Origin of the sequence: Clostridioides sp. ES-S-0048-02, from assembly GCF_020658495.1 — a bacterium.
Taxonomy (GTDB): Bacteria; Bacillota; Clostridia; order Peptostreptococcales; family Peptostreptococcaceae; genus Clostridioides.
Genome location: NZ_JACVWH010000003.1, coordinates 13,411 through 39,985 on the forward strand (window position 1 = coordinate 13,411; position 26,575 = coordinate 39,985).

At 27.4% G+C, this 26,575-nt stretch carries 20 protein-coding genes; 18 read left to right on the top strand and 2 right to left on the bottom strand.

Translation table 11 applies throughout. The features are described 5' to 3' along the window. The first annotated feature begins 31 nt into the window (after positions 1-31). The 9 genes from IC173_RS05300 (at position 32) to IC173_RS05340 (ending at position 13,301) form a co-directional block, all read left to right on the top strand. Positions 32-2,908, top strand: a complete 2,877-nt coding sequence (locus IC173_RS05300; RefSeq protein WP_227855258.1) for an EAL domain-containing protein — start codon at positions 32-34, stop codon at positions 2,906-2,908. A 172-nt stretch (positions 2,909-3,080) separates the two neighbouring features. After that, the gene (gene asrA / locus IC173_RS05305; RefSeq protein ID WP_227434906.1) at positions 3,081-4,088 is read left to right on the top strand and encodes an anaerobic sulfite reductase subunit AsrA; all 1,008 of its coding nucleotides are present in this window, start codon (positions 3,081-3,083) and stop codon (positions 4,086-4,088) included. Continuing rightward, positions 4,089-4,880, top strand: coding sequence for an anaerobic sulfite reductase subunit AsrB (gene asrB / locus IC173_RS05310; RefSeq protein WP_227434905.1), 792 nt, complete (start codon positions 4,089-4,091; stop codon positions 4,878-4,880). Between the two features lie 12 nt (positions 4,881-4,892). Beyond that, a complete protein-coding gene (asrC, locus tag IC173_RS05315; protein WP_227830642.1) occupies positions 4,893-5,864 on the top strand; it encodes a sulfite reductase subunit C in 972 nt (323 codons plus the stop codon). A gap of 56 nt (positions 5,865-5,920) precedes the next feature. Further along, positions 5,921-6,706 (top strand): formate/nitrite transporter family protein, encoded by a 786-nt coding sequence (locus tag IC173_RS05320; RefSeq protein WP_227434902.1) that lies wholly within the window; start codon positions 5,921-5,923, stop codon positions 6,704-6,706. 263 nt (positions 6,707-6,969) lie between these two features. Next, positions 6,970-8,988, top strand: a complete 2,019-nt coding sequence (locus IC173_RS05325; RefSeq protein ID WP_227855259.1) for an FUSC family protein — start codon at positions 6,970-6,972, stop codon at positions 8,986-8,988. Between the two features lie 225 nt (positions 8,989-9,213). Next, positions 9,214-10,071: an alpha/beta hydrolase gene (locus tag IC173_RS05330; RefSeq protein ID WP_227434899.1), complete on the top strand. Its 858-nt coding sequence runs from the start codon at positions 9,214-9,216 to the stop codon at positions 10,069-10,071. A gap of 97 nt (positions 10,072-10,168) precedes the next feature. Next, the gene (locus IC173_RS05335) at positions 10,169-11,038 is read left to right on the top strand and encodes a radical SAM protein (protein ID WP_227434897.1); all 870 of its coding nucleotides are present in this window, start codon (positions 10,169-10,171) and stop codon (positions 11,036-11,038) included. Positions 11,039-11,300: 262 nt separating this feature from the next. Continuing rightward, positions 11,301-13,301 carry an FAD-dependent oxidoreductase gene (locus IC173_RS05340; RefSeq protein ID WP_227855260.1) on the top strand — a complete coding sequence of 667 codons (2,001 nt, stop codon included), beginning with the start codon at positions 11,301-11,303 and terminating at the stop codon, positions 13,299-13,301. Positions 13,302-13,526: 225 nt separating this feature from the next. Here the strand turns inward: IC173_RS05340 and IC173_RS05345 are convergent, their stop codons facing one another. Next, positions 13,527-14,159, bottom strand: coding sequence for a CatB-related O-acetyltransferase (locus IC173_RS05345; protein WP_227855261.1), 633 nt, complete (start codon positions 14,157-14,159; stop codon positions 13,527-13,529). Positions 14,160-14,575: 416 nt separating this feature from the next. Here IC173_RS05345 and eis point away from each other — a divergent pair, with 416 nt between their 5' ends. After that, positions 14,576-15,787: an enhanced intracellular survival protein Eis gene (gene eis, locus IC173_RS05350; RefSeq protein WP_227855262.1), complete on the top strand. Its 1,212-nt coding sequence runs from the start codon at positions 14,576-14,578 to the stop codon at positions 15,785-15,787. 78 nt (positions 15,788-15,865) lie between these two features. On the opposite strand, the gene IC173_RS05355 is transcribed toward eis, so the two are convergent. Next, on the bottom strand, positions 15,866-16,774 hold the full coding sequence (locus IC173_RS05355) for a LysR family transcriptional regulator (RefSeq protein WP_227855263.1): 909 nt from the start codon (positions 16,772-16,774) through the stop codon (positions 15,866-15,868). Positions 16,775-17,083: 309 nt separating this feature from the next. Between IC173_RS05355 and aroD the strand changes: the two genes are divergently transcribed. From aroD to IC173_RS05390, 8 genes are all read left to right on the top strand, one after another. Further along, positions 17,084-17,851 carry a type I 3-dehydroquinate dehydratase gene (aroD, locus tag IC173_RS05360; protein WP_227434885.1) on the top strand — a complete coding sequence of 256 codons (768 nt, stop codon included), beginning with the start codon at positions 17,084-17,086 and terminating at the stop codon, positions 17,849-17,851. A 20-nt stretch (positions 17,852-17,871) separates the two neighbouring features. Next, positions 17,872-17,949 (top strand): GTP-binding protein, encoded by a 78-nt coding sequence (locus IC173_RS20930; RefSeq protein WP_413927138.1) that lies wholly within the window; start codon positions 17,872-17,874, stop codon positions 17,947-17,949. A 353-nt stretch (positions 17,950-18,302) separates the two neighbouring features. After that, entirely contained in the window at positions 18,303-18,869 is a 567-nt protein-coding gene (locus IC173_RS05365; protein WP_227434884.1) for a beta-class carbonic anhydrase, read from the top strand. 309 nt (positions 18,870-19,178) lie between these two features. Next, positions 19,179-19,640: a MarR family winged helix-turn-helix transcriptional regulator gene (locus tag IC173_RS05370; protein ID WP_227434883.1), complete on the top strand. Its 462-nt coding sequence runs from the start codon at positions 19,179-19,181 to the stop codon at positions 19,638-19,640. A 67-nt stretch (positions 19,641-19,707) separates the two neighbouring features. Continuing rightward, entirely contained in the window at positions 19,708-21,954 is a 2,247-nt protein-coding gene (locus IC173_RS05375; protein ID WP_227830638.1) for an ABC transporter ATP-binding protein, read from the top strand. Further along, positions 21,947-23,779, top strand: coding sequence for an ABC transporter ATP-binding protein (locus IC173_RS05380; protein WP_227434881.1), 1,833 nt, complete (start codon positions 21,947-21,949; stop codon positions 23,777-23,779). Before IC173_RS05375 ends, IC173_RS05380 begins: the two co-directional genes overlap by 8 nt. A gap of 654 nt (positions 23,780-24,433) precedes the next feature. Beyond that, positions 24,434-25,705 (top strand): GTPase HflX, encoded by a 1,272-nt coding sequence (hflX, locus tag IC173_RS05385; protein WP_413927137.1) that lies wholly within the window; start codon positions 24,434-24,436, stop codon positions 25,703-25,705. 232 nt (positions 25,706-25,937) lie between these two features. After that, positions 25,938-26,477, top strand: coding sequence for a flavodoxin domain-containing protein (locus tag IC173_RS05390; RefSeq protein WP_227434879.1), 540 nt, complete (start codon positions 25,938-25,940; stop codon positions 26,475-26,477). Positions 26,478-26,575 lie beyond the last annotated feature (98 nt).

A 26,575-nucleotide genomic window follows, 5' to 3' on the forward strand; every position in this document is an offset into this window, starting at 1 on the left:
GATATGATTTAGTTATAAATGGAGGCATATTATGAATGGAAAATATAGATTTACTATTACTATGGTTATTTTTTTACTTATATTAAATACATCATTTGTTTTAGCCACTTCTGAGAAAGAAAAAGTAAGGGTTGGATATTGGCCTAGTTATGGAATTTCTGTTACAAAAGATGGTCAGTTATATGGATATACATATGATTATATGAATGAAATCGCTAAAATAAATAATTGGAAATTAGAATATATACCTTGTGGATGGAGTCAAGGTATAGAAATGCTTAAAGAGGGAAAAATTGATATATTTGGAGCATTGCAAAAGGATGAAGAACGTGAAGAATACTATGATTATACAAATTTAAATTTTGGATATGAATATGGAGCATTGTATGTGAACTCCAAAAACAATACAATATCTTATAATAATCTAAAAGAGATTGATGGAAAAGTAGTAGGTACAGTTTCAGATAATCATTTTAAAAGTGTATTTGATGAATACTGTAAAAAAAATAAAATATCTGTAAAATATAAGTACATAGAAGGTGCAGAAGAACTTCAAAAGGAACTTGAAAAAGGAACCATTGATATGATACTTACAGGAAGCATTAGAGATATACCAAATACAAAGGTAGTATTACGTTTTTCATCAGAGCCTATCTATTATGCAACAACTAAGGGAAACAAAAAAATACTAGATGGTTTGAATTATGCATTAAATGAGATTAAGCGAGAAGATATATATTATGATGGTAATTTATTTAATAAACATTATAAGAGTACTGCAATAGCTACAGAAGTATTTACTTTGGAGGAAAAAGAATATATAAAGAAACATCCTGTAATAAAAGTTGTATCAGGTCCTGATACGTCACCACTATCTTTTTATGATAAAAATACAAATTCCTACAAAGGTATATCAATAGATATATTAAAATCAATTTCAAATAACTCAGGTTTAAAGTTTGAGTATATAAAGGTAGATAATTTTTCAGAGGGTTTAAAAATGGTTGAAAATGGTGAGGTAGATATTTGTGCAAATATGTTTATGTCACGGAGTACTGAGTTAGAGCATAATATTATATTTACTGATGGCTACCTTGAAACTACCATGTTAGGTTTGGCAAAAAATGATATTAGAATGGATGAAAAAACTAAGGTAGCAATGATTAAATGGACAGGGATAGAATCATTCGTAAAAGAATATTATCCAAATCAAGAAGTAAGTTTTTATCCAAATGCTAGTAAATGTATTGAAGCTGTCAAGAAAGAAGAAAGTGATGTATTTATAGGAAGCAACTATATCCTAAATAATATAATTAATACTGAAGAATCTGATGGGCTTATGTTTATGCCAATAAAAAATCAAGTCGTGGATATTGGAATAGGGGTTTCTGAAAAAGCAAATCCTGCATTATTGTCAATACTCAATAAATCCATCAATAGAGTTACAGAAGAAGAGGTTGCAATTGCAGTTACAGGCAGTACGAAGTACTTAGAGCATACAGTTACTCTATTAGATTTTATACAGCATAATATTATGGCATTTATTTTGATAATATTATTTATTATATTTATAGTTTTTGGAATATTTATTGTAAATTATAAGGTACAAATGAATAAATTAAAAAAGATAGCATATGTTGATGAAGTAACAGGTATAAGAAGTCTATTGAAATTTAAAATTGATGCTAATAAGCTTTTTGAAAAATATGGAACGTATAACTTTGTTATATATTATATTAACATAGATAAATTTAAATATATAAATGATATGTTTGGTTTTGAATTTGGAGACAATATTTTAAAATATATAGCAAGAAAAATAGGTGAAAGTATTTTTAAGGATGAAATATATGCAAGATTATCAGACGATAGATTTATTGTAATGACTAAAAAAAGTAATATAGAAAATTTAAGAAAAAGAGCAAATGATTTTTTTGAGATTGTGAATAGTGATAAAGAAAATACATTTAAAATAGATATAATACTTAAATGTGGAGCGTATTTAATTGATAAAGATGATGTAAATATTGATGTAATGATTGATAGAGCTAAGATAGCTTGTCAAACAATAGAAACCAATTATAAGAGTAAAGTTGCTTTTTATGATGATAAAATAAGGCTTTCTATACTTCGTGAAAAAGAAATTGAAAATAATATGGATAATGCACTTTTAAATAAAGAGTTTGTAATTTATTTGCAACCTAAAATTAACCTTATAACAGATGAGATTGTAGGTTCAGAGGCTCTTGTTCGTTGGATTCATCCAATTAAGGGAACTATATCGCCTAATGATTTTATTCCACTATTTGAGAAAAATGGATTTATAGAAAAACTTGATTTGTATGTTTGGGATAATGTCTTTAGTACAATGTCAAAATGGATAAAAAATGGAATAAAGCCACCACCAATTTCTATAAATGTATCAAGAATTCATTTAAATAATAGAAATATAGTAACTAGTTTAAAATCTTTAATAAATAAGCATAATATACCAGCGCATCTAATAGAACTTGAGTTAACAGAAAGTTTATTTTTGTCAAATATAAGCATGCTTTTAGATATTTTAAATGATTTGCATGATATTGGATTTATTGTATCTATGGATGATTTTGGAAGTGGATATTCTTCACTTAGTCTTTTAAAAAAATTACCAATTGATGTATTGAAGATTGATAGAGAATTTTTAAATGAGACAATTACATCTACACGTGGAGAAAAAGTTATAAAGAATATAATTACATTAGGTAAGGATTTAGATATGCTAATTGTAGCTGAAGGAATAGAAACTGAAGGTCAATTAAATTTATTAAAAAATGCAGGCTGTGATATTGGACAAGGATTTTACTTTGCAAGACCTATGGATATAGAATCATTTGAAAAGCTTGTATTTAAAAGAACAGATTTTTAATTTAAAGTTATAAATAATAAAGAAATATTACTAGAGTTTAATAAACTCTAGTAATATTTTTTTTATTATTTTTAAAACTGTGATAATTATCACAGAAGTATCTAAAATAAAGTGTTAAGATTTAAACAAGATAATAAGTAAGCAAAACTAAAATATAAGAAAGGTGATAAAAATGAAATTAAAATTAGATTCATCCAAATTCAATGAAGGTCTGAATTTCCTAAAAAAAGACTACAAAATATTTGCACCAGTCATAATGCCATTTAAAGGTACTTTTTCAGATACGGACATGATAAGATACAAGGAAGTAAATACTTTTGAAGAAATGGAATTTGCTCAAAAATCAAACTTTTCACCAAAAGAAGTAGTGCTTCCTATTAATCAAGTCTTATTTTACTTTACTGAAAAAGAATTTAAGGAAAGCGATTTAGACAATAAAAAGATTTTAATTTTTCTAAGAGCTTGTGACATAAATGGAATAAAGAGACTCGATGAAATATATTTAAATAATGGAGAAGAAAAAGATTATTTTTATAAACATATTAGAGAAAAAATAAAATTTGCACTTGTAGGATGTAAAGAGAGTTTTAGAAATTGTTTTTGTGTAAGTATGGATTCTAATAAAACTGATAACTATTCACTTGGATTGAATATAGAAGGAGAAACATTGTACTTAGACATAAAAGACAATGAATTTGAAGTATTTAATGGAGAGCCATCAGAATTTGATGTTAGTCATGTAACAGAAAATTTAATTTCTATAGATATACCAGAAAATATTGATTCTAATGAGATAATAGGAAATCCAATATGGGATGAATATGACACAAGATGTATTGGATGTGGAAGATGTAATTTTGTATGTCCAACATGCTCATGCTTTACAATGCAGGATATTTTTTATAAGGAAAATGAAAATGTAGGTGAAAGAAGAAGAGTTTGGGCTTCATGTCAAGTAGATGGATATACAGACATAGCAGGTGGAAATTCTTTCAGAAAAAAACAAGGAGAAAGAATGAGATTTAAAACTATGCATAAAATAAATGATTTCAAAAAAAGATTTGGATATAACATGTGTGTTGGATGTGGAAGATGTGATGATGCATGTCCACAATATATATCATTTTCAAAATGTATAGAAAAAATAAATGATTTAGTAACTAGTAAGGAGGAGATATAAATGAACTCATATATACCAGTAAGTGCAAAAATACTAGACATAGTTAAACATACTGATAAAGAATGGACATTCAAAGTGAATTGTGATACAAAAGGGGTTCTGCCTGGAAAATTCTATGAAATATCTATACCTAAATATGGTGAAAGTCCAATATCAGTATCAGGATATGGAGAAGATTATATTGATTTTACAATAAGAAATGTAGGTAAAGTTACTAGTGAATTATTCAATTACAAAGAAGGAGATTCGTTTTTTATAAGAGGACCTTATGGAAATGGATTTGATGTATCTTTATATGAAGGAAGAGAAATCGTAGTAGTAGCAGGAGGAAGTGCATTAGCTCCTGTAAGAGGAATAGTTGAATATTTTTATAATAATAAAGATAAGTGTGAAAAGTTTAAATTAATAGTTGGATTTAAATCACCAAAAGATGTTCTATTTGCAGAGGACTTAAAAAGATGGAGTGAAAAATTGGATATTTTAGTTACTGTGGATGGAGCTGATGAGGGTTATAGTGGAAATGTAGGATTAGTAACAAAATATATTCCAGATTTAGATATAAAAGATATAAATAATACTTCTGCAATTGTAGTTGGACCTCCAATGATGATGAAATTTACAGTAGGAGAGTTTTTAAAAAGAGATTTAGACGAAAAAAATATTTGGGTTTCTTATGAAAGAAAAATGTGTTGTGGAATAGGAAAATGTGGACACTGTAAGATGGATGATACTTATATATGTTTAGATGGACCAGTATTTGATTATTCATATGCTAAAAATCTTATTGATTAGGGGGTGGAGTTTGTGATAAGAGATTTAAATACTAAAAAAGTAATGAAAAATGCTTATAGAATTACAAAAATAAAATATAAAACTTCTTTAAGAGTTAGAGTGCCAGGAGGTCTTATTGACCCTGAAAGTTTAATCACAGTTTCTAGGATTGCAAATGAATATGGTAATGGTCAGATACACATAACTACAAGACAGGGATTTGAAATCTTAGGAATAGATATGGAAGATATGGAAGAAATAAATAATATCATACAACCTGTTATTGAAAAGATGAATATAAATCAAAGTGAGAAAAATGCAGGTTATCCAGCAGCAGGTACGAGAAACATAGCTGCATGTATAGGTAATAAAGTCTGTCCAAAAGCGCAGTATAATACAACTGAATTTGCAAAAAAAATAGAAAAAGCAATTTTTCCAAATGACTTACATTTTAAAGTGGCATTGACTGGATGTCCGAATGACTGTATAAAAGCTAGAATGAATGACTTTGGAATTATAGGAATGACCTTACCACTATATGAAAAAGATAGATGTGTGAATTGTGGAGCGTGTGTAAAAAAATGCTCAAAACTATCTGTTGGAGCATTAAAAACAGAAAATAATAAAGTAGTAAGAGATGGAGATAAATGCATAGGTTGTGGAGAATGTGTACTAAATTGCCCAACAAATGCATGGACTAGAGATGAAAAAAAATACTATAGATTAGCTATAATGGGTAGAACAGGTAAGAAAAATCCAAGACTAGCAGAAGATTTTCTTTTATGGGCAGATGAAGACAACATAATAAAAATAATACTTAATACTTACAAATATGTAGAGCAATATATAGATAAAGATGCACCAGGAGGGAAAGAGCATATAGGATATATAATTGACAGGACTGGATTCATGGAATTTAAAAAATGGGCACTTGAAGGTGTACAATTTGAAGAAATAACTAAAGTACATGAAAATATATACTGGAGTGGTGTTAAATATCTATAAGTAATAAAAAAATATATTTAAATAAATTATAAATTTAATAGAAGGAAGAGGGAATTATGCATAAAGAAACTTTGGATAAATTAACTAACGCAGCTATAAATAAAATAAATTTATTAAATACAAGTAAGATAAAATATTTAGTGTCTTCTGCTTTTGCAGGACTTTATGTAGGTATCGGTATACTTTTGATATTTACTATTGGAGGGATTTTGACAGATGCAGGTTCTCCTATGACAAAGATAATGATGGGGTTATCGTTTGCAGTAGCACTTAGTTTAGTTGTAATGACAGGAACAGAGCTGTTTACTGGAAATAATATGGTAATGTCTGTAGGTATGCTAAATAAAGGGGTAAGTATAAAAGATACTTCTAAAATATGGATATACAGTTGGGTAGGAAATTTAATAGGAGCTTTAATTTTAGGTATAATGTTTGTAGGAACTGGTTTAGTAGATAAAGGTCCTGTAGCAGAATTTTTTGCAAACACAGCAGCAGCCAAGGCATCTATGCCATTTATGTCTCTTTTCTTTAGAGGAGTTTTGTGTAATATCTTAGTTTGTGTCTCAGTTTTATGTTCATTTAGAACTAACAATGATAGTGCAAAAATAATTATGATATTCCTATGTTTATTTGCTTTCATAACAACAGGGTTTGAACATAGTGTAGCGAATATGACAATCTATAGTGTTTCATTATTTTCTCCAACAATTCAAACAGTTAGTATTGGAGGAGCTATTTATAATTTAGTAGCAGTAACACTTGGAAACATTGTTGGAGGAGCTTTATTTATGGGACTTGGTACTTACATACTAGGTAAAGAAAAAATTAAACAAGTTTGCTAGATAAATCTTACAACGCCCTCAATAAGTACAAATATTGTATTATTGAGAGCGTTGTTTTTAATTTTAAAAAAATATTTGAAAGAAAAAACGTATGCTGGCATATGAATATATATGTTATATATGATTATAAAGTTCGTTAATATATGAATTAAAATTAGAATTATAAATAGAAAAATTAGAATCCTCACGTAGAAAAGACGATTTTGAATACGATAATAAGTGTGATAAAATTGACTTTGTTGAAATTTTTAAGGAGGTATTTGATGACAAAAAAATTAATAATATCAAAAACTAAATTGTTTATTTTTATAATAGCATTTATATCTGCATTTATAGCTTTATTTGGAAGTAAAAATACACTTATAGGTGTGGCTATAGTAACAGCTATGCTAATGCTTTTGGAAAGGGATTTAACTATTTCTCCAATTAAAAATTTACTGAAATACTTGATAATAAACGTAACATTAGGAGTATTATCGTTTTTTGCAGTACAAAATATGTATTTAGGAATTTTATTAAATTTTATAGCATTATTTATAATAGGATATTTATTTAGTTATGACTTGAAAAGGGCTGTATATGTACCTTTTGGTCTTATGTATATATTTATGATAAGTATACCTGTAGGATTAAGCGAATTTCCTATAAGATTATCGGCTTTAGCTAGTGGTTCACTTGTCATAATGATTGCTCAATTTGTTATGAATAGAAATAGAATGAAAAAAATTGGTGACAAAGAATTAATATCTATATGTGATGAGTTGTTGGAAAAAATAAATCTTTTAAAAAATATTATTAACAGTGATAATTCTGTAAATAAGTCTAATATGAGAAAAATAGATAGTTGTAATTACACAATAAATTCTATATCAAAAGGTCTTAAAATGGTTATATTTGATAATAGAAAAGATGATTTTTTTATTAGTATTAAAGGAATGGATATAATAAATATCTTATTTTCATTAGAAAGAATAAGTTTAATCTTAGATAGATATAAAATAGATACTAAGGAATTTGAGGATGAAGACATAAAAAATATGCTAAAAGAAAGTAGTACAAATAGTAAAGAAGATGTTTTAGTTGTAGTATCTAAAGAAGTAAATTATATCAAGATGTGCTTAGAAAATAAAGATAAGATAACTGATAAAGAAATACTTGGGTTTAGAGACTATGTTGTCGCTCAAGATACTAAAAATATAAATTTGAAAGAAATTTATAGTGTTTTAGAAAATCTATATGAATTTTTATTAGAGTACAAAAAGGTAAAATCAAAAGAGGAAAAAAGAGTTGAAAGAAAAATAAAGATACCACGTGAATTTAGAAGAATGTCAATATATAAACAACATTTTAATTTAAAATCTATAAGATTTTCTTATGCAATAAAAATCGCTTTGGCTGCAGCAATCTCAGGTTTTATTATGGACTATTTTCACTTAAAAGATGGAAGATGGATAATGTTAACTGTGTTTTCATTAACACAACCTTATGCAGAGAACTGTTTGCAGAAATCCAGAAAAAGAATAGAAGGTACACTAGTAGGAGCGGTAATATTTATTGTTTCATTTTCAATAATAAAAGATAATACATTAAGGTCATTAATAGTACTTTTAGCAGGATACATAAACTCATATGTAGTTGATTATAGAAAACTGATAGTGTGTGTAACTGTTTCAGCCCTTGGTTCCGCAGCAGTTATGGGAGACCCTAATGTTTTAACTATGAGTAGAATTTCATATGTAGTATTAGGTGCAATTATTGCATTAATAATAAATAAATTTGTTTTACCATATGATGCAAAAATGGGGTATCAGCATGTTATAGATGTGTATAAAGGTATAGTTAAAAATATAATTAATGAAGTTAATAAATCTATTGAAAATTCAACCAATGTTCATTATATAAAGAATCTATTATTAGTGCCATCACTTATTGAAGATAGACTTATGCTGATAAATACTATATACAAAGATGAACATCAAGATGATTTCTTAGAAAATCAACAATTACTAATAAGTAATATGTACAATTTATATATAAATGTCAAAAAGAATAATATTAGAGATGAAGATATAGAAAGAATATTGAGAGATACTAGTTATATTTCAAATTATGATGCTGATAAATATGATGAAGGAAGAAGTGTAATTTTAGATAGTATTGAAAGTACAGTAAGTTTAGGCGATAAAATAATTTGTCTAAATTTACTTCAAACCTTAAATGGTGTAAAAGAAATGTATAGAATAAGTAATATCAGTAAAATGTTAGTGCAAGAAGTTGCATAGTTTTCTAATCTAATTAAATTATATAAAAAGTCATAGCTTTAAAATAAAGTATATGACTTTTTCTTTTATACAATGTTAACAGAAAATAGTATATTAAAAACAAAAACCATATATTTATGAATTTTGTGTGAAAAAGGTTAAAATATTGATTTTTTTCATTGGTTGAAAAAACAATTTACTTAGGATAAACTATAATAGTATTCAAATATTATGGGGGTTAGATTTATGAGTAAAGATGTAAAGGTAAAGCGCAATAAGAAATATGATACATTTAGTATAACTATGGAACTTGAAAGACCTTTACTTTATGATGAGGTTGAAAACGAAGATGATAAAAATGATAATAGAAAATTTAATATAAAAAAGAAAATATTCATGGGAATAGGTATACTGTTTGTATTGATTCTGCTTAGTTTTTTCATATGGATAAACAAAACATATGAACCTCAAAAACTAGCAAAAGAAGCATTAGTTAGCAATAGTAAAGTTGAGGTAACCATAAATGAAAATATTTCATTTACACCGAAGGGTAGAAAAGTTTCTAAAGGTCTAATTTTTTATCCAGGAGCTAAAGTAGAAATTGAATCATATGCACCACTTGCAAGAAAAATAGCAGAAAGTGGATATGAAGTGGTAATTGCAAAAATGCCACTTAATCTAGCTATACTTGGAACTAATAAAGCACAGAAAATTATGGATTCTTACAATAATATAGAACATTGGGTAATAGGAGGTCACTCATTGGGTGGAGTTGTTGCATCTAATTTTGCACGTGACAATAAATTAATTGATGGAGTTGTGTTTTTATCTTCTTATCCAATGGGCAATGAACTAAAACAGCTAGGTAAAAAGGTTATATCTATATGGGGAAGTAAAGATGGAGTAGTTAATTTTAAAAATCTTATAGAAGCAAAAGAAAAACTTCCTGATGATACAACTTATGTTGAAATTGAAGGGGGAAATCATGCACAATTTGGAGATTATGGAAAACAAAAGGGAGACAATGATGCTATTATAAGTCAAGAAAAACAGCTTAAGATTACTGCAAATAGTATTATTAAATTTTTAAATAATATATCTTAAACAAAAGCTTGAAGTTTATAATATATATAAAGTATTATTTTAAGTAAATATTATTAATATAATAAAATTAAGAGTTGATTAAAAGGGGGATTTTAATATGGAATATGATATGCCACTTTATAGACCGCCAAGTGAGGCTTATAGTCTTATAATACAAGTTACACTAGGATGTTCTCATAATAAATGTACATTTTGTAGTATGTACAAATCAAAGAAATTTAAAATAAAACCATTAGAAGTAATAAAAAATGAAATTGATATATTTAGAAGACATTATAAAAATGTAGACAGAATATTTTTAGCAGATGGAGACGCATTGATAATACCAATGGAAAAACTAAGAGATATAATATTGTATATAAAAGAAGTTTTTCCAGAGTGTGAAAGAATTACTCTATATGGCTCTCCTAAGTCTATAGAGAAAAAAACTGATGATGAACTTAAAGAGTTAAAAAAACTTGGTGTTAAGATGATTTATCTAGGGCTTGAGAGTGGAAATGATGAGGTATTAGAAGATATTAAAAAGGGATTTAATAGTGAACAACTTATAAAAGTTGGTAGAAAAGTTAAGCAAAATGGTATTAAATTATCAGCTACTGTAATAGCGGGTCTTGGAGGAACTAAAAAAACGAATCAACATGGAGTTGATACAGGAAAAATGCTAGGAGCAATTTCACCAGATTATGTAGGTGTATTGAGTTTAATGGTAGAACCCAATACTGAACTTTACGATTTGCTTCAATCAGGTGAATTTACAGTATTGGAAGATAAAGCTGTGCTACAAGAAATTAAAGAAATGATAAAAAATATAGATACCAATGAAAAAGTCGTATTTAGAAGTAATCATGCCTCAAATTATGTTAACCTAAAAGGAATATTACCTGAGGATAAACAACGTCTAATTGATGAGATAGATTATTATCTAAGTAACTTAAAATTAAAAAGAGAAGAGTATAGAAGACTGTAAAATTTAGCTATTCTTAATATATATGTGTAGATGTAAAATATTAAAATTATCTAGAGTTTAAGTAATCATGCTACATTAATAGTGTATCACTATTAATGTAGCATGATTTTTTTTGTTAAGAAACATAATCATAAAATCATAGAAAAAATCTATCAATAATGATAAAAATATGCACTGGTTTAATAGATTTCTACGCATTATAATAGAGACATAAATTTAAATCACAAAAACTATAAACATAAAAACGTGTGGAGGAATAGAAATGAAAATATATCAAAATATCTTTGAACCATTAACTATAAAAAGGATGAATGTAAAAAATAGAATAGTTATGCCACCAATGGGAACAAACTTTGGTGGAGAAAGTGGAGAATTTAAAGATGAACACATTAAATATTATGAACAAAGAGCTAAAGGTGGAACTGGACTTATAATTGTAGAAAATGCTTGTGTAGATTTTCCTTTAGGTTCTAATGGAACCACACAAATAAGAATAGACCATGACAGATACATACCTGCTTTATATAAGTTAACTGAGAGTCTACATAAACATGGTGCATGTGTAGCTATACAAATTAATCATTCAGGTGCTTCAGCTATGCCAGATAGAATAAATGGATTAACTCCAGTATCTTCTTCGAACATACCCTCAAAAAATGGAGGAACAATACCAAGAGAATTAAAGAAAGAAGAAATACTAGATATAGCTAAAAAATATGGAAAGGCAGCAAAAAGAGCTCAAATAGCTGGTTTTGATGCTATAGAGATACACGCTGGACACTCATATCTAATAAGTCAATTTTTATCCCCAATTTACAATAAGCGTACAGATGAATTTGGTGGAAGTCTTGAAAATAGAGCGAGATTTGCAAAACTAGTAATTGATAAAGTTAGAGACGAAGTAGGAGCCTTATTTCCTATATCTTTAAGGATAAGTGCTGATGAATTTATAGAGGGAGGAAATACTTTAGATGATACTTTAAAGCTTCTTGAATATTTAAATGAAGAAGTAGATATATATAATGTATCAGCAGCATTAAATGATTCTATACAATTTCAAATCGATACAATGACATTAGAAGATGGGTGGCGTTCATATATGTCTAAAGCAGTTAAAAAAAGATTTGGAAAAACAACAATAATAACTGGAAATATAAGGAATCCAGAGATAGCATCAAAAATACTTGAAAATAATGAAGCGGATTTTATAGGCATGGGAAGAGGCCTTATAGCTGACCCTAATTGGGCTGAAAAGGTACAAAATGGAAAAGAAGATTCAATAAGAAAGTGTATTTCATGTAATATAGGATGTGCAGGTAATAGAATTGGAGCAAATAGACCTATAAGATGTACAGTAAATCCAGACTTAATAAATGGAGAAGAATATAAACAAAGAAAAGTAAATAAGACAACAAATGTGGTTGTTATAGGTGGAGGAACGGCTGGTCTCGAAGCCGCAGCCACAGCAGCAGAGGTGGGCTGTAATGTATTTTTATTAGAAGAAAAAGAAGATATAGGAGGGCTTGCTGAGACAATATCAACTTTTCCGGATAAAAGTAGAATAAATGATTTTCCAAAGTATTTAAAACAGAGAGTTAATAAATTAAAAAATTTAATTGTTTTTAAAAATACAAAGTCCGATATTAAATTTATAGAAAATTTAAAACCTGATATAATTATAAATGCTACAGGTTCAAAACCATTACTTCCACCAATAACTGGTTTGATGGATAGGATAGACCAAGAAAATGGAAAGGTGAGTTCAATATTTAAGCTATTTAATGATATAGAATATTTTAAAACAAAAGACTTAGAAAATAAGAAAGTAGTAGTTGTGGGTGGTGGAGCTGTTGGATTAGATGTTGTAGAATTTTTCTCAGAAAATAAGGCTAAAACTTCTATAGTTGAGATGTTACCAGTTGTGGGCAAAGATTTAGATCCTATAACAAAGGTGACAATGATGAAGATGTTAAAAGATTATAATGTTGATGTTTATACAAATACAGCATTATTGGAAGTTCAGGATGATAATTTTAAAGTTAAGAAGAATGAAGAAGAGTTCTTACTAAATTTTGATTATGGATTTATATGTTTAGGAATGAAATCTAATAATCCAATTTTGAATAATTTAAAGAAATATTTTGAAGCTAAAAATGTGGAAGTTCTAAATATAGGAGATAGTAAAATAGCTAGAAGAATAATCGATGGAGTTAGAGAAGGAAGAAATATAATAACAACTTTAGAAAAGTTAAATCTTTTATGATAATAAATAATAGAGATGATTTTAGAAAATTCGAATCTCTTGTAGAGAATAAATAATAAAAGTAAAGTAATTTTAGAAAAGTTAATTTATTTTTGTTTTATAACCTTAGTACTATTTTTAATTTTAATTATATCAAGTAGGACTATTGGTAATATAGTAGATTTAAGGGAATTCCTAAAAAGATTTCCCCTAAATCTCGTTTTAAGATAAATTAGTCATAAAATATTAAACTAATCTATCAATAGCTCCTGATTGAATGTGTTGAATACTTGATTGGATTTTTTCATATGACCAATCCCACCACTTAATTTTTAATAATTTTGAAATTATATCATCATTAAATCTTTTCTTTATAATTTTTGCAGGTATTCCTCCAACAATAGAATATGGAGGGACATTATTAGTAACTACAGCTCTTGTTCCAATAATTGCTCCATCACCAATTTTTACACCTGGCATAATTACAGCATCATAGCCTATCCATACATCATTTCCAATTACAATATCACCCTTATTATCCCAAGCATCTGTTATATGATTTATGTCTAAATCCCATTCTTCATAAAAGATTGGAAATGTATAAGTAGAGAGTGATTTCACAGTGTGGTTTCCACTAGTCATTAAAAACTTTACATTACATGCAATTGAACAAAATTTTCCGATTATTAATTTATCATTGTTTATAGGATACTGATATAGTACATTATTTTTTTCAAAATCCCTTGGGTCATTATAAAAGTCGTTATATATTGTATAGTCTCCAACTTTTATATTGTCTCTTGTAATCACATTTTTAAGATATATAGTTTGATAATCATTACTTCTTGGATATATTTTATCTGAATTTGGAATAGTCATGTTTAAATCTCTCCTTTATATTATGTTGTTTTCCTGACTATCCCATTATTACAATGCATCTCTTCACAGAATCACTCCTTATATATTACTTATTTATTTATAGTTTATTGTTTTATTTTAAATAAAATATTTTTAACTAAATTGTATTTTATTACAATTGTCTATTTATTTGATTATATCAAAGTGATAAAGAATTACAAGTATTTAAGATATACTAAATATAAATCATTTTTTATTAAGTTAAATAATGCTATTATTGAATTAAACTTTAATTTTCAACAGTGATTTGACTAGAATATATTGGGTATGATAAAATTATGCTTATATAAATATTTATGTAGTATTTATGTAAATTTATTGTCTATATTATATAAATAGGTAGTATTTATATGTATTTATTTTTAGGAGGTTTTATTATGAGTCGACTAGAGAGACTCGAAATGAAGAAAGTAGAAACTAAGCATTTGCAACAATTCAATCAATTGTTACGTTATGTATTTCAAGTGACAAACCATGATTTACAACAAGTAGGTTGGGAGGAAAGAGAAATAACTCTTGCTAAACTACCTGTATTAAGACAAGCAGATGTATTTGGTTGGTTTGATGAGGATAAACTAGTATCTCAAATAGCTGTTTATCCATTTAAAATCAATATATTTGGTCAAGAATACGATATGGGTGGTCTTACTGGTGTTGGAACATATCCTGAATATTCTAATTTAGGTCTTATGGATAAATTGATGCGACAAGCATTAACAGATATGAGAGAAAGAAAACAATCTATATCTTATTTATTTCCATACTCAATTCCATATTATCGTCGTAAGGGATGGGAAATAATATCAGATAAGATATCTTTTGAAATTAAAGATACTCAGTTGCCGAAACCTAAAGCGGTATCAGGAGAAGTTGAGCGTGTAAGTATAGAACACGAAGATGTCATAAATGTTTATGAACGATTTTCTAAAAAGAGCCATGCATCTATGATTAGAAGTGAGTTGGCATGGGAAGAATACTGGCGTTGGGATTTAGATGACTTAACATGTGCAATTTATTATGATAAAAACCATGAAGCACAAGGTTATGTGTTATATTGGATTTCTGATGAAATATTCTATATTAAAGAAATGGTATTTGTAGAAGAAGAGGCACGTACAGGATTATGGAATTTTATAAGTGCTCACTTTTCAATGATAAATAAAGTGGTTGGAAATACATATACAGATGAACCATTGGCATTTTTACTTGAAGATGGAGACATAGAAGAAAATATAAAACCATACTTTATGGGTAGAATTGTTGATATAGAACAATTTATAAATCAGTATCCATTTAAAGAACAAGAAAATGAAGTAAAGTTAGTATTTCAATTAAAAGACCCTTTATTAGATTGGAATACAGGAGTATTTACACTAAGTGTTTCTAAAGAAGGTAAAGGTATACTAACCTCTGGTGGTGATAAGTATGATTTGAAGCTTGATATACAAACACTTACAACTATGTTGCTTAGTTACAAAAGACCAACTTATCTTCATAGAATAAAAAGAATTACTTGTGATAAAGAAATAGTAGATTTATTAGAAAATCTTATTGAACGTAAAAATCCATACTTCTCAGATTATTTCTAATAAACTTTAATAAATTTTAAAATGTGTCTGGGATTGTACAGAGTATTTACTCTGAAACAATCCCTTTTTAACTTGTTCTTATTCCATTTTATCAATTTGATTATTGTTTTTACTGTAATTAATAACAAAGTTTCTAAAACTATTAACAGCAGGAGTTAAATATTTATTTTTCATTGTAGCTAAATATATGTACCTTTCATGTATAGGATTTGTTATTGATAAAACCTTTACATTAAAATATTTAAGAGCAAAAATATTTGGAACAACTGCTATACCATAGTTAATAGAAACTAAACCTGCGACAGCTGTATCTTCTTCTGTTTCACATACAATTTGTGGTTTTACATCAACTTTTTCAAAGAGCTTATCAATAATTGGTCTAACTCCACTATCTTCACTAAAGAATATAAAAGGATAATCCTTTGTATCCTTTAAGTCTACACTTTCATTTGAGGCTAAAGGATGGTTATATGGCACTATTACAACCAATTCTTCCTGAAGTATAGCTGTAAAATCTATGTTGGGTTCATTTGGAACAAAAGAGCAAAATGCTAAATCGAATTTTTCATCTTTTAAACTTTGGATAATCTTTTTAGTAGTACCTTGACCAAATGAAAATGAAATATTTTTATTTGACTCTTTTTCTAAAAACTTACCAAGTATATCTGGAATGAAGTAAGCTCCCAATGTATAAATAAATCCTAAGTCTATGACACCTTTTGATATACTTGTATATTCTCTAAGCTTTTTTTCTCCTCTTTCTAATTCACTCAATGCTTTATCAACATAAGTTAAAAAAAATTTACCATATTTAGTTAAACGAACATTTCTACCTTGTTTTTCAAATAAAAAAGTTCCCAGTTCTTTTTCAAGAGCAGATATAGCATGACTTAAGCTTGGTTGAGTTATAGACAATTGTGTAGCTGCTTTTGTATAGTGCTCAACTTTGGCTAAAACTCTAAAGTAATGCAAATGATTTAGGTTCATTGATATTCAATCCCTTCATAAGTAATAAAATTCGGGTTATTTCTACAAAATTATACCATATTATACCATAATTCATAGATTAATTCTATCAATATTAAGAATAATATGTATTTTATTAATAATAATTAAGTAATATAATGAAATTACAAGAAAGAGTGTAAAAAAATTAAATGTAAGTATATAAAATGAAGTTGAAGTACTACTGTAGAATTAGTATTGTTATGACTTATAGTATTTTTACGATATAATAATATTGTGATGTAAAGAATATAAAATCTGATAAAACTTCTATATGTGTGGAGGAGAAATATGAATAATATAGTACAAGTAAAAAATATTAGAATAGGAGAAGGTATACCTAAAATCTGTGTACCAATAGTTGGAAAAACTAAAGAAGAAATTATTGAAGAAGTTAATGACTTAAAGGAAATTTGTTTGGATGTTGTAGAATGGCGTGTTGATTTCTTTGAGAATGTAGAAAATATTCAACAAGTTAAAGAAGTTATTAATGAATTAAGAAAATATATACCAGATACACCTCTATTATTTACATTTAGAAGTATAAAAGAAGGTGGACAAAAATTAATATCAAAAGATTATTATACTATTTTAAATAAGGAAATCTCTAATACAGGATTAATAGACTTAATAGATGTAGAGCTATTTATGGGAGATGAAATTGTAAATGAAATAGTCGAGTTTGCTCATGAAAAAGAAGTGAAAGTAGTCATGTCGAATCATGATTTTAATAAAACTCCCAAAAAAGAAGAGATTATATCTCGTTTATGCAAAATGCAAAAACTAGGAGCAGACTTACCTAAAATAGCTGTTATGCCAAAAAATGAAAGAGATGTTCTGGTGTTGCTTACAGCTACAAATGAAATGGTTCAAGTTTATGCAGATAGACCAATAATAACTATGTCTATGGCAGGAATGGGAGTTATAAGTCGTTTGTGTGGGGAAATATTTGGCTCAGCATTGACTTTTGGAGCAGTTAAAAAGGTTTCTGCACCAGGTCAAATGTCAGTTGAAGAACTAAATTCAATACTACGCATATTACATAAAAGTATTAATTAGTTTAAAAGACTTGAGTATATATGATAAAGGTTGATGTTGTTTCAGGTTTTTTAGGAGTAGGAAAAGCTACACTCATTAAAAAAATATTAAAGGCATAAGGTTTTGTAAATTCATCTGATGTATATTTAGAATTTAGCTATTCTTCTGGCAAAACTAATGTTTTTAAATATAGCGGAGTTAAGGATGGAAAAGTAACTATAATAGGATTAAATTTAGGTAATAAAGTTTTAAAAGAATTATTTAATTAAATAACAAAAATATATAATTCTAATTTTGATTATTAAAAGATTATTATAAGAGTCTTTACTAATATAACTAATATGTGAAATTATGGAAAAATAATAATTTTATAAAAATAGATGATAAATATAAATTAAATTATATATGTATATATTGTAGTCCAATAGTGATATAATAATATAAAAAATTTTTATAGAGAGTGAGATTACATATGCGAAGACTTGAAGAGATATTAGAGTACAATAAATCATTTGTAAAAAATAAAGAATATGAACAGTATGCAACCTCAAAACATCCAAATAAAAAAATAGTAGTCCTATCATGTATGGATACAAGATTAACTGAACTTTTACCTAAAGCCATGAATCTTAAAAATGGAGATGTTAAACTGATAAAAAATGCAGGTGCTACTATAATGCATCCATTTGGAAGTATCATGAGAAGTATTTTAGTTGCAATTTATGAATTTGATGTGGATGAAGTTATGGTTGTAGGACATCATGGATGTGGTATGTGCAATGTGGATACGGATAAATTACTAAATAAAATCTTAGATAGAGGAATATCAAATGATGTAATACTTACACTTCGTAGTGCAGGAATTGATACAAAACAATGGTTACATGGATTTGATTCAGCAGAGGATTCTGTAAAAGATAGTATTAATTTAATAAAAAATCATCCTTTAATTCCAGAGGGAATTGTTGTGCATGGGTTGATTATATCGCCAGAAACTGGAAAAATAGATGTTGTTGTAAATGGATATGAGGATAAATAATATATTTTTATAGTATATAAGTAATATATTATTAAATAAGAGGTTGTTTCAAAATTTATTTTATTTTGAAACAACCTTTTTTAATTGATAAATTTATGAAAAGGTTTATCTTAAGGTTTTAATGAAAAATATAAGTAGTTAGCTAATTAAAAAACTTATTATTAGCTATTAAAATCATAACTAATCAATAGAAAAATATTTAATAAATGAAATTTATATGAATTTTTTATAAATATATTGAAAAAAGATAGCTGTTATAGTAAAATAATCATTAGCCGACTAAGTAATATAAAAATAAGGAGGGTAAGTATGAATAGCAATTCTGAAGAAAAATTAAATGATGTTTTCTTGCAATTGATGCGAATATATTTTATAAGAACTCATTTTTATTTTGATAAATTAGGCTTGTACCAGGGTCAGCCACAAATACTTTTTTCTCTTAGGATGAAAAATGGTCAAAGTCAAAAAGAATTAGCAGATAAAAGAAAAGTAAAAGCATCTACAACGACAGTTATGATAAAAAGAATGGAAAAAACTGGGCTTGTAGAAAGAAAACAAGATGAAAAGGACCAAAGAATTTCTAGAATTTTTTTAACAGATAAAGGCCTAGAAGTATGTAAGAAAGTTGAGGAATTTAACAAAGAATTAGAAAGAGAAATCTTTTTAGGATTTAGTGAAGAAGAAAAAATAGTACTTAGAAGACTTCTAATGCAAGTTAGAGACAATTTAAAAGCAGGATGTCATAAACATGAGCATGAAAAATATTTCTAAAGTTTAAAACAATGTTTTTCAATTTAATGCTATCAGACTAATTAATATTACAGAAGGGAAGAAGTGTATGTTTAAATTAATTAAATATTTAAAGAAGTCAGCCTTATCAATAGTAATAATAGTATGCTTATTGGTAGTTCAAGCAGTATGTGACCTTTCTTTACCAAAATATACATCTAATATAGTAAATATAGGGATACAGCAAGGTGGAGTAGAAAACTCTGTTCCATCTATAATTAGAAAAAGTGAATTAGATAAGATTACTTTGTTTATGGATAAAGATAATAAGGATAAAATATTAGACAATTATACTTTATTGAATAAGGAAGATTACAGCAAGTATAAAGAGAAGTATCCAAATTTAAAAGACGAATCTCTTTATGAGTTAAATACTAAAAACAAGGATACTATAGATGAGTTAAATACTATTTTTGGTAAATCTATTTTAATTGTATCAGGGCTTGAGGGGGACAGTAAGGAAGTAAAAGCAATGAAATCTCAGATAATGAGTCAACTTCCTACACAAGGGACTCAAGGTGAAGAAGTTGATATATTTAAAGTGTTATCAATGATGCCAACAGAACAATTAGACAAATTAACTAAAGAGATGAGCAAAAGCTTTGAAAGTATGCCAGAAAGTATGATAACACAAAGTTCAGTATCATATGTAAAAGCAGAATATGAAAACATAGGTATTGATACAGAAAATATGCAAAATAATTATATATTACTTACTGGTGCAAAAATGCTTGGTATAGCTATGATTAGTATGATAGCTACAATTACAGTTGGATTTTTAGCAGCAAGAGTAGCAGCAAGCGTAGGAAGAAATTTAAGAAGTGGAGTTTTTAGAAAAGTTATGTCATTTTCAAATAGTGAAATGAATGAGTTTTCTACAGCATCATTAATCACTCGTAGTACAAATGATATTCAACAGATACAAATGTTGATGGTTATGCTACTTAGAATAGTTTTTTATGCTCCAATAATGGCTATAGGTGGAATAATAAAAGTTTTAAATACTAATACTTCAATGGCTTGGATTATAGCAGTTGCAGTAGTAGCCATTTTATCTTTAATAATTGTATTATTCTCAGTTGTTATGCCTAAGTTTAAATTGGTTCAAAAGCTTGTCGATAAGTTAAACTTAGTAAGCCGTGAGATAATTACAGGTATTCCAGTTATAAGAGCTTTTAGTACTGAAAAACATGAAGAAAAAAGATTCGATGAAGCAAATAAAAATTTAACTAAAACAAATCTTTTTGTAAATAGAGTTATGACATGTATGATGCCTGCTATGATGCTTATAATGAACCTTATTACAGTTCTTATAGTTTGGAGAGGTGCATATAGTGTTGATTCTGGAGCAATGCAAGTTGGAGATATGATGGCATTTATACAATATACAATGCAGATAATAATGTCATTCTTGATGATATCAATGATATCTATTATGCTTCCAAGAGCATCTGTTTCAGCTACACGTATAGATGAAGTGTTGGTATCAGATATAAGTATCAAAGACCCAGAAAAATCAAAAGTACAAGAATTTAAAGAAGATAAAAAAGGTCTTGTTGAATTTAAAAATGTTTCATTCATGTATCCAGATGCAGAAGAAGCTATATTGACAGATATATCCTTTACAGCAAAACCAGGAGAAACAACTGCATTTATAGGAAGTACTGGTAGTGGTAAGTCGACTCTTATAAATTTAATTCCTCGTTTCTTTGATGTTACTGAGGGAGAAATATTACTTGGTGGAGTTAATATAAAAGATGTTGTTCAACATGATTTAAGAGAAAAAATTGGATATGTACCTCAAAAAGGAATATTGTTCTCTGGTACCATAGAATCCAACTTGAAATATGGCAGAAAAGACGCAACAGATGAAGAAATGAGAGCTGCAGCTGAAATAGCTCAAGCTACAGAATTCATTGATTCTAAACCAGAAGCTTTTAAAACTGAAATTTCTCAAGGTGGAACAAATGTCTCTGGAGGTCAAAAACAAAGACTTTCTATTGCAAGAGCAATAGCAAAAAATCCAGAAGTTTATATATTTGATGATAGTTTTTCGGCTCTTGACTTAAAAACTGATGCAGCTCTTCGTAAAGCTTTAAAATCAAAAACTGCTGAAAGTACAGTATTAATAGTTGCACAAAGAATTAGTACCATCTTGCATGCAGAACAAATAGTTGTTTTAAATGAAGGAAAAATAGTTGGAATAGGAACACATAAAGAGCTTCTAAAAAATTGCGAAGTTTATGAGCAAATAGCTTTATCACAACTTTCAAAGGAGGAGCTAGCTAATGAGTAGAATGGGAAAAGGTCCTATGGGAAAATCTATAGGAGCAGGACAAAAAGCAAATGACTTTAAAGGAACCATGCGAAAACTAATTGCATACTTATCTAAATTTAAAATATCAATAATTTTGGTAATTGTATTTGCTATTGGTAGTGCATCGTTTTCTATAGTAGGTCCAAAAATTTTAGGTAAGGCGACTACAAAGATATTTGAAGGATTAGTGAGCAAAGTCTCTGGAGGCAATGTAGGTATAGATTTTGACGCAATTGGAAAAATTTTAGCATTATTACTTTGCCTTTACTTGGTAAGTGCACTATTCTCTTTTATACAAGGATTCATAATGAGTGGAATTTCTCAAAAAGTATCTTATAATTTAAGACAAGAGATTTCAGTAAAATTGGATAGATTGCCAATGAAGTATTTTGACACTAAAACACATGGTGAAATACTATCAAGAATTACAAATGATATAGATACTCTAAACCAAAGTTTAAATCAAAGTATGACACAACTTATAACATCAGTAACAACTATGATAGGTGTTTTGATAATGATGTTATCTATAAGTGGTATTATGACATTAGTGGCAATTTTAATATTACCAATATCAATGTTTGTAATTTCAAGAATAGTAAAGAAATCACAAAAATACTTTAGATCCCAACAAGAATATTTAGGGAATGTAAATGGTCAAGTTGAGGAAACTTATAGTGGTCAAACAATAGTAAAAGCATTTAATCGTGAAGAAGAAGCAATTAATGAATTTGATAAATTAAATGATAGTTTGTATAATTCAGCATGGAAATCTCAATTTTTATCTGGGATAATGCAACCACTTATGATGTTTATTGGAAACTTAGGCTATGTAATGGTATCAATCTTAGGAGGTTGGCTTGCAATTAAGAAAACAATTGAGGTTGGAGATATACAGTCATTTATACAATATGTAAGAAACTTTACACAACCAATGACTCAGATTGCACAGGTTGCTAACTTACTACAGTCAACAGCAGCAGCTTCTGAAAGAGTATTTGAGTTCTTAGAAGAGGAAGAAGAAGACCAAGTTGTTGAAAATGCAGTTTCAATAGATGGTTTAGAAGGTAAGATTGATTTTGAAAATGTTAATTTTGGATATAATTCAAATAAGACTATAATAAATGATTTCTCAGTAAATGTTAAACCTGGTCAAAAAGTTGCTATTGTTGGACCTACAGGAGCAGGTAAAACTACTATAGTTAAGCTTTTAATGAGATTTTATGATGTTAATAGTGGTTCAATACTAATTGATGGTCATAATATTAAAGATTTCAATCGTAGTGAGCTTAGAGAAATGTTTGGTATGGTTCTTCAAGATACATGGTTATTTAGTGGCTCAATTATGGAAAATATAAGATATGGTAAACTAAATGCTACAGATGAAGAAGTTATAGAAGCAGCTAAATCTGCACATGTTCATAGATTTATCAAAACATTGCCAGATGGATACAACATGAAATTAAATGAAGAAGCAAGCAATGTTTCTCAAGGTCAAAAACAATTATTGACTATAGCTCGTGCCATTTTAGCAGACCCTAAAATCTTAATATTGGATGAAGCTACAAGTTCTGTTGATACTAGAACAGAAGTATTAATTCAAAAAGCTATGGATAATCTTATGGAAGGTAGAACAAGCTTTGTTATAGCACATAGATTATCAACTATACGTGATGCTGACATGATTCTTGTTATGAATGAAGGAGATATAGTTGAACAAGGAAACCATGAGGAACTTCTAAAGAAAGGTGGATTCTATGCTAATCTTTACAATTCTCAATTTGAAGAAGATGAAGCAATGTAGTAAGAATTTACTTTAAAATATGAGTATCGTTGTAAGAGAAATATAGAATAAACTATTTAGATAAGATTATATTTTGTAAGATATAATCTTATCTATTTTTTTATGTATTTACAAAGTTATGTATTTTGTTATAATATATAATAAGGAAAATGTTGGAGGTGATTATCAAAATGTATATTTAATCGTATTCTTTAAATTTTATTAATAATAAAATTTAATTTTAATAGTTAACAATTATGTAAAGTTATCTACTTTAGTTACTTTTATTAGTTGTGTAAAAAACTACTTAAATTTAAGAATTGGGTTAAATATAATATAATAATCACATATGAGTCAATTAAATTGACATATTTTTAATATATATTTAGAATTTTAATCCTTCTTATAATGTAAGTAGATTGTTTTGTATTACTTAGATTTATAAGGAGTTTTTTTATTGAAAAAACTACATAATATAATTGAGGAGAGGTGTTTTAAAGTGATTTTTTATATAAGATTAAGAAAATAACGCACGATTATGGTTATTATAATATTAAATTAGAAGTATCATTTAAGGATAAAATTAAACAAGCAAATTCTTAATGAATTTAATTATAGAGCCATAATCTCGTGCTATATATTAAATAAAAAATAGTATATAAGGAGAATATGGATATGGCAAAAAAAGGAATAATAGTAGGACTAAACATAAATAGTAAATCTGAGGATTTCAACGAACTAATGATTGAGCTTGAAAACTTATGCTCTGCATGCAATATTGATGTTGTAGGAAGTATAACTCAAAATGCAAAGCAGGTTAATAGAGCATATTATATTGGTATAGGTAAAGTTGAAGAATTATTAAATATAATAAAGCAAGAAAAAGCAGATATAGTTGTGTTTTATAATGAGCTTTCTACATCACAACTTAAAAACCTTGAAGAAAAATTAAACTGTGAAATTATAGATAGAACAGCATTGATACTTGATATATTTGCACAAAGGGCAAAAACTAGAGAAGCCAAGCTTCAAGTGGAAGTAGCAAGTTTAAGATATATGTTACCAAGACTTATAGGCTCAAATGAAAATTTAGGGCGTCAAAGTGGAGGAGTAGGTACTAAAAATAGAGGTTCTGGTGAAAAGAAATTAGAGCTCGACCGTAGAAGAATAGAAGAAAAGATAACTTCTCTAAATAGGGAATTAGATGATTTAAAATTCCAACGAGAAACTCAAAGAAATATGAGAAAAAAATCTAATCTTCCAAATGTAGCTTTAGTTGGATATACAAATGCCGGAAAATCTTCAATAATGAATGAATTAGTTGATATATTTAAAAACTCTGAAGAAAAGAAAGTATTTGAAAAAAACATGTTATTTGCGACATTAGAAACTTCTATTAGAAGCATAGTTCTTCAAGATAATAAAGAATTTTTATTGTCTGATACAGTTGGATTTGTAAGTAATCTACCACATGATTTAGTAAAAGCATTTAGGTCGACATTAGAAGAAGTGTGCGAAGCAGATGTGTTATTACATGTTATTGACGTTTCAAATCCAAGCTATAAAAATCATATTAAAGTAACAGTAGATACTTTAAATCAAATTGGCGCAAATGATATCCCTATAATAAATATTTACAATAAAATTGATTTAGTTGATGAAGAATTATTAAATGATATTGTAGATGATATAGGCAAGGAAGGTATATTTGTTTCAGCCAAAAAAAATATAAATATAGACAAAATGGTAAAATGCATTTGTGATAGCATATTTAAAGATTATATAAGATGTAAGTTTTTGATTCCATACAGTGAAGGAAATGTAGCTTCTTATTTTAATAATAATACAAGTGTCATAAATACAGAATATATGGAAGAGGGAACTCTTTTAGATGTAGAATGTAGTAATATAGAATATAACAAGTATAAAAAGTATGTTTTAGAATAAACTTTTTAAAAGGTATTGTAATCTAGAATTTATTTAAAGTAGTTAGTTTGGAGTTAAGTTGTAAAATTATTATAAATTATAATTTGTATAAAGCGGTATAGTTATCTAAGCTATACCGCTTCATTATATATGATAAAAAATAAGATTATTGACACAAAAGTAATTAATTACTATAATATAAAGTAACTAGTTACTAATTATAGTTATTATCAAGATTAAGGAGATAATTAACATGAAAAATATAGTGATAATTTATAAAAGTAAGTATGGTTCAACAAAAAAATATGCTAAATGGCTTTCAGAATCATTAGCTTGTGATATTTTTGAAATTAAGGATGTTAATCTAGAAAAGATTATAGATTACGATACAATTATTTTAGGTGGAGGTCTTTATGCTTGTAATATAGCAGGAATTTCTTTTTTTAAAAAGCACTATGAGAAATTAGCAGGTAAAAATCTAGTTGTTTTTGGTGTAGGAGCATCTCCATATGATGATTCAGTAATAAGAAAACTGAGAGAAGTTAATTTTAAGGATAAGTTGAATAATATTCCTTGTTTTTACTGCCGTGGCGAATGGAATGAAACAAAAATGTCATGGCTTGATACCACTCTTTGTAGTTTTCTTAAAAAGTCAATAGCTAAAAAACAACGTCAAGGTTTTAATCCAATAGAAGCTCCTTTATTATTAGGAGAAGATTTTGATTGGTGTGATAAAAAGTATCTAAATCCTATACTTGATTATGTGGATAAACTTCAAAACACAAGCTTATAACTATATTGTAATTTATAGAGTAATTAATTCTTAAAAATACAATTTTTTTATTAGTTCTCCTGTATCTAAAAGGGGGGCTTTTTTTATTTGTAAATTTA

Bases quoted from the DNA above. Each gene is read 5' to 3' on its own strand.
- IC173_RS05300 (WP_227855258.1), top strand. From the start codon at position 32: ATGAATGGAAAATATAGATTTACTATTACTATGGTTATTTTTTTACTT.
- IC173_RS05340 (WP_227855260.1), top strand. From the start codon at position 11,301: ATGAAAATATATCAAAATATCTTTGAACCATTAACTATAAAAAGGATG.
- IC173_RS05325 (WP_227855259.1), top strand. From the start codon at position 6,970: ATGACAAAAAAATTAATAATATCAAAAACTAAATTGTTTATTTTTATA.
- IC173_RS05380 (WP_227434881.1), top strand. From the start codon at position 21,947: ATGAGTAGAATGGGAAAAGGTCCTATGGGAAAATCTATAGGAGCAGGA.
- IC173_RS05365 (WP_227434884.1), top strand. From the start codon at position 18,303: ATGCGAAGACTTGAAGAGATATTAGAGTACAATAAATCATTTGTAAAA.
- asrB (WP_227434905.1), top strand. From the start codon at position 4,089: ATGAACTCATATATACCAGTAAGTGCAAAAATACTAGACATAGTTAAA.
- aroD (WP_227434885.1), top strand. From the start codon at position 17,084: ATGAATAATATAGTACAAGTAAAAAATATTAGAATAGGAGAAGGTATA.
- IC173_RS05370 (WP_227434883.1), top strand. From the start codon at position 19,179: ATGAATAGCAATTCTGAAGAAAAATTAAATGATGTTTTCTTGCAATTG.
- IC173_RS20930 (WP_413927138.1), top strand. From the start codon at position 17,872: ATGATAAAGGTTGATGTTGTTTCAGGTTTTTTAGGAGTAGGAAAAGCT.
- IC173_RS05335 (WP_227434897.1), top strand. From the start codon at position 10,169: ATGGAATATGATATGCCACTTTATAGACCGCCAAGTGAGGCTTATAGT.
- asrA (WP_227434906.1), top strand. From the start codon at position 3,081: ATGAAATTAAAATTAGATTCATCCAAATTCAATGAAGGTCTGAATTTC.
- hflX (WP_413927137.1), top strand. From the start codon at position 24,434: ATGGCAAAAAAAGGAATAATAGTAGGACTAAACATAAATAGTAAATCT.
- IC173_RS05345 (WP_227855261.1), bottom strand. From the start codon at position 14,159: ATGACTATTCCAAATTCAGATAAAATATATCCAAGAAGTAATGATTAT.
- IC173_RS05375 (WP_227830638.1), top strand. From the start codon at position 19,708: ATGTTTAAATTAATTAAATATTTAAAGAAGTCAGCCTTATCAATAGTA.
- eis (WP_227855262.1), top strand. From the start codon at position 14,576: ATGAGTCGACTAGAGAGACTCGAAATGAAGAAAGTAGAAACTAAGCAT.
- IC173_RS05390 (WP_227434879.1), top strand. From the start codon at position 25,938: ATGAAAAATATAGTGATAATTTATAAAAGTAAGTATGGTTCAACAAAA.
- IC173_RS05355 (WP_227855263.1), bottom strand. From the start codon at position 16,774: ATGAACCTAAATCATTTGCATTACTTTAGAGTTTTAGCCAAAGTTGAG.
- IC173_RS05320 (WP_227434902.1), top strand. From the start codon at position 5,921: ATGCATAAAGAAACTTTGGATAAATTAACTAACGCAGCTATAAATAAA.
- IC173_RS05330 (WP_227434899.1), top strand. From the start codon at position 9,214: ATGAGTAAAGATGTAAAGGTAAAGCGCAATAAGAAATATGATACATTT.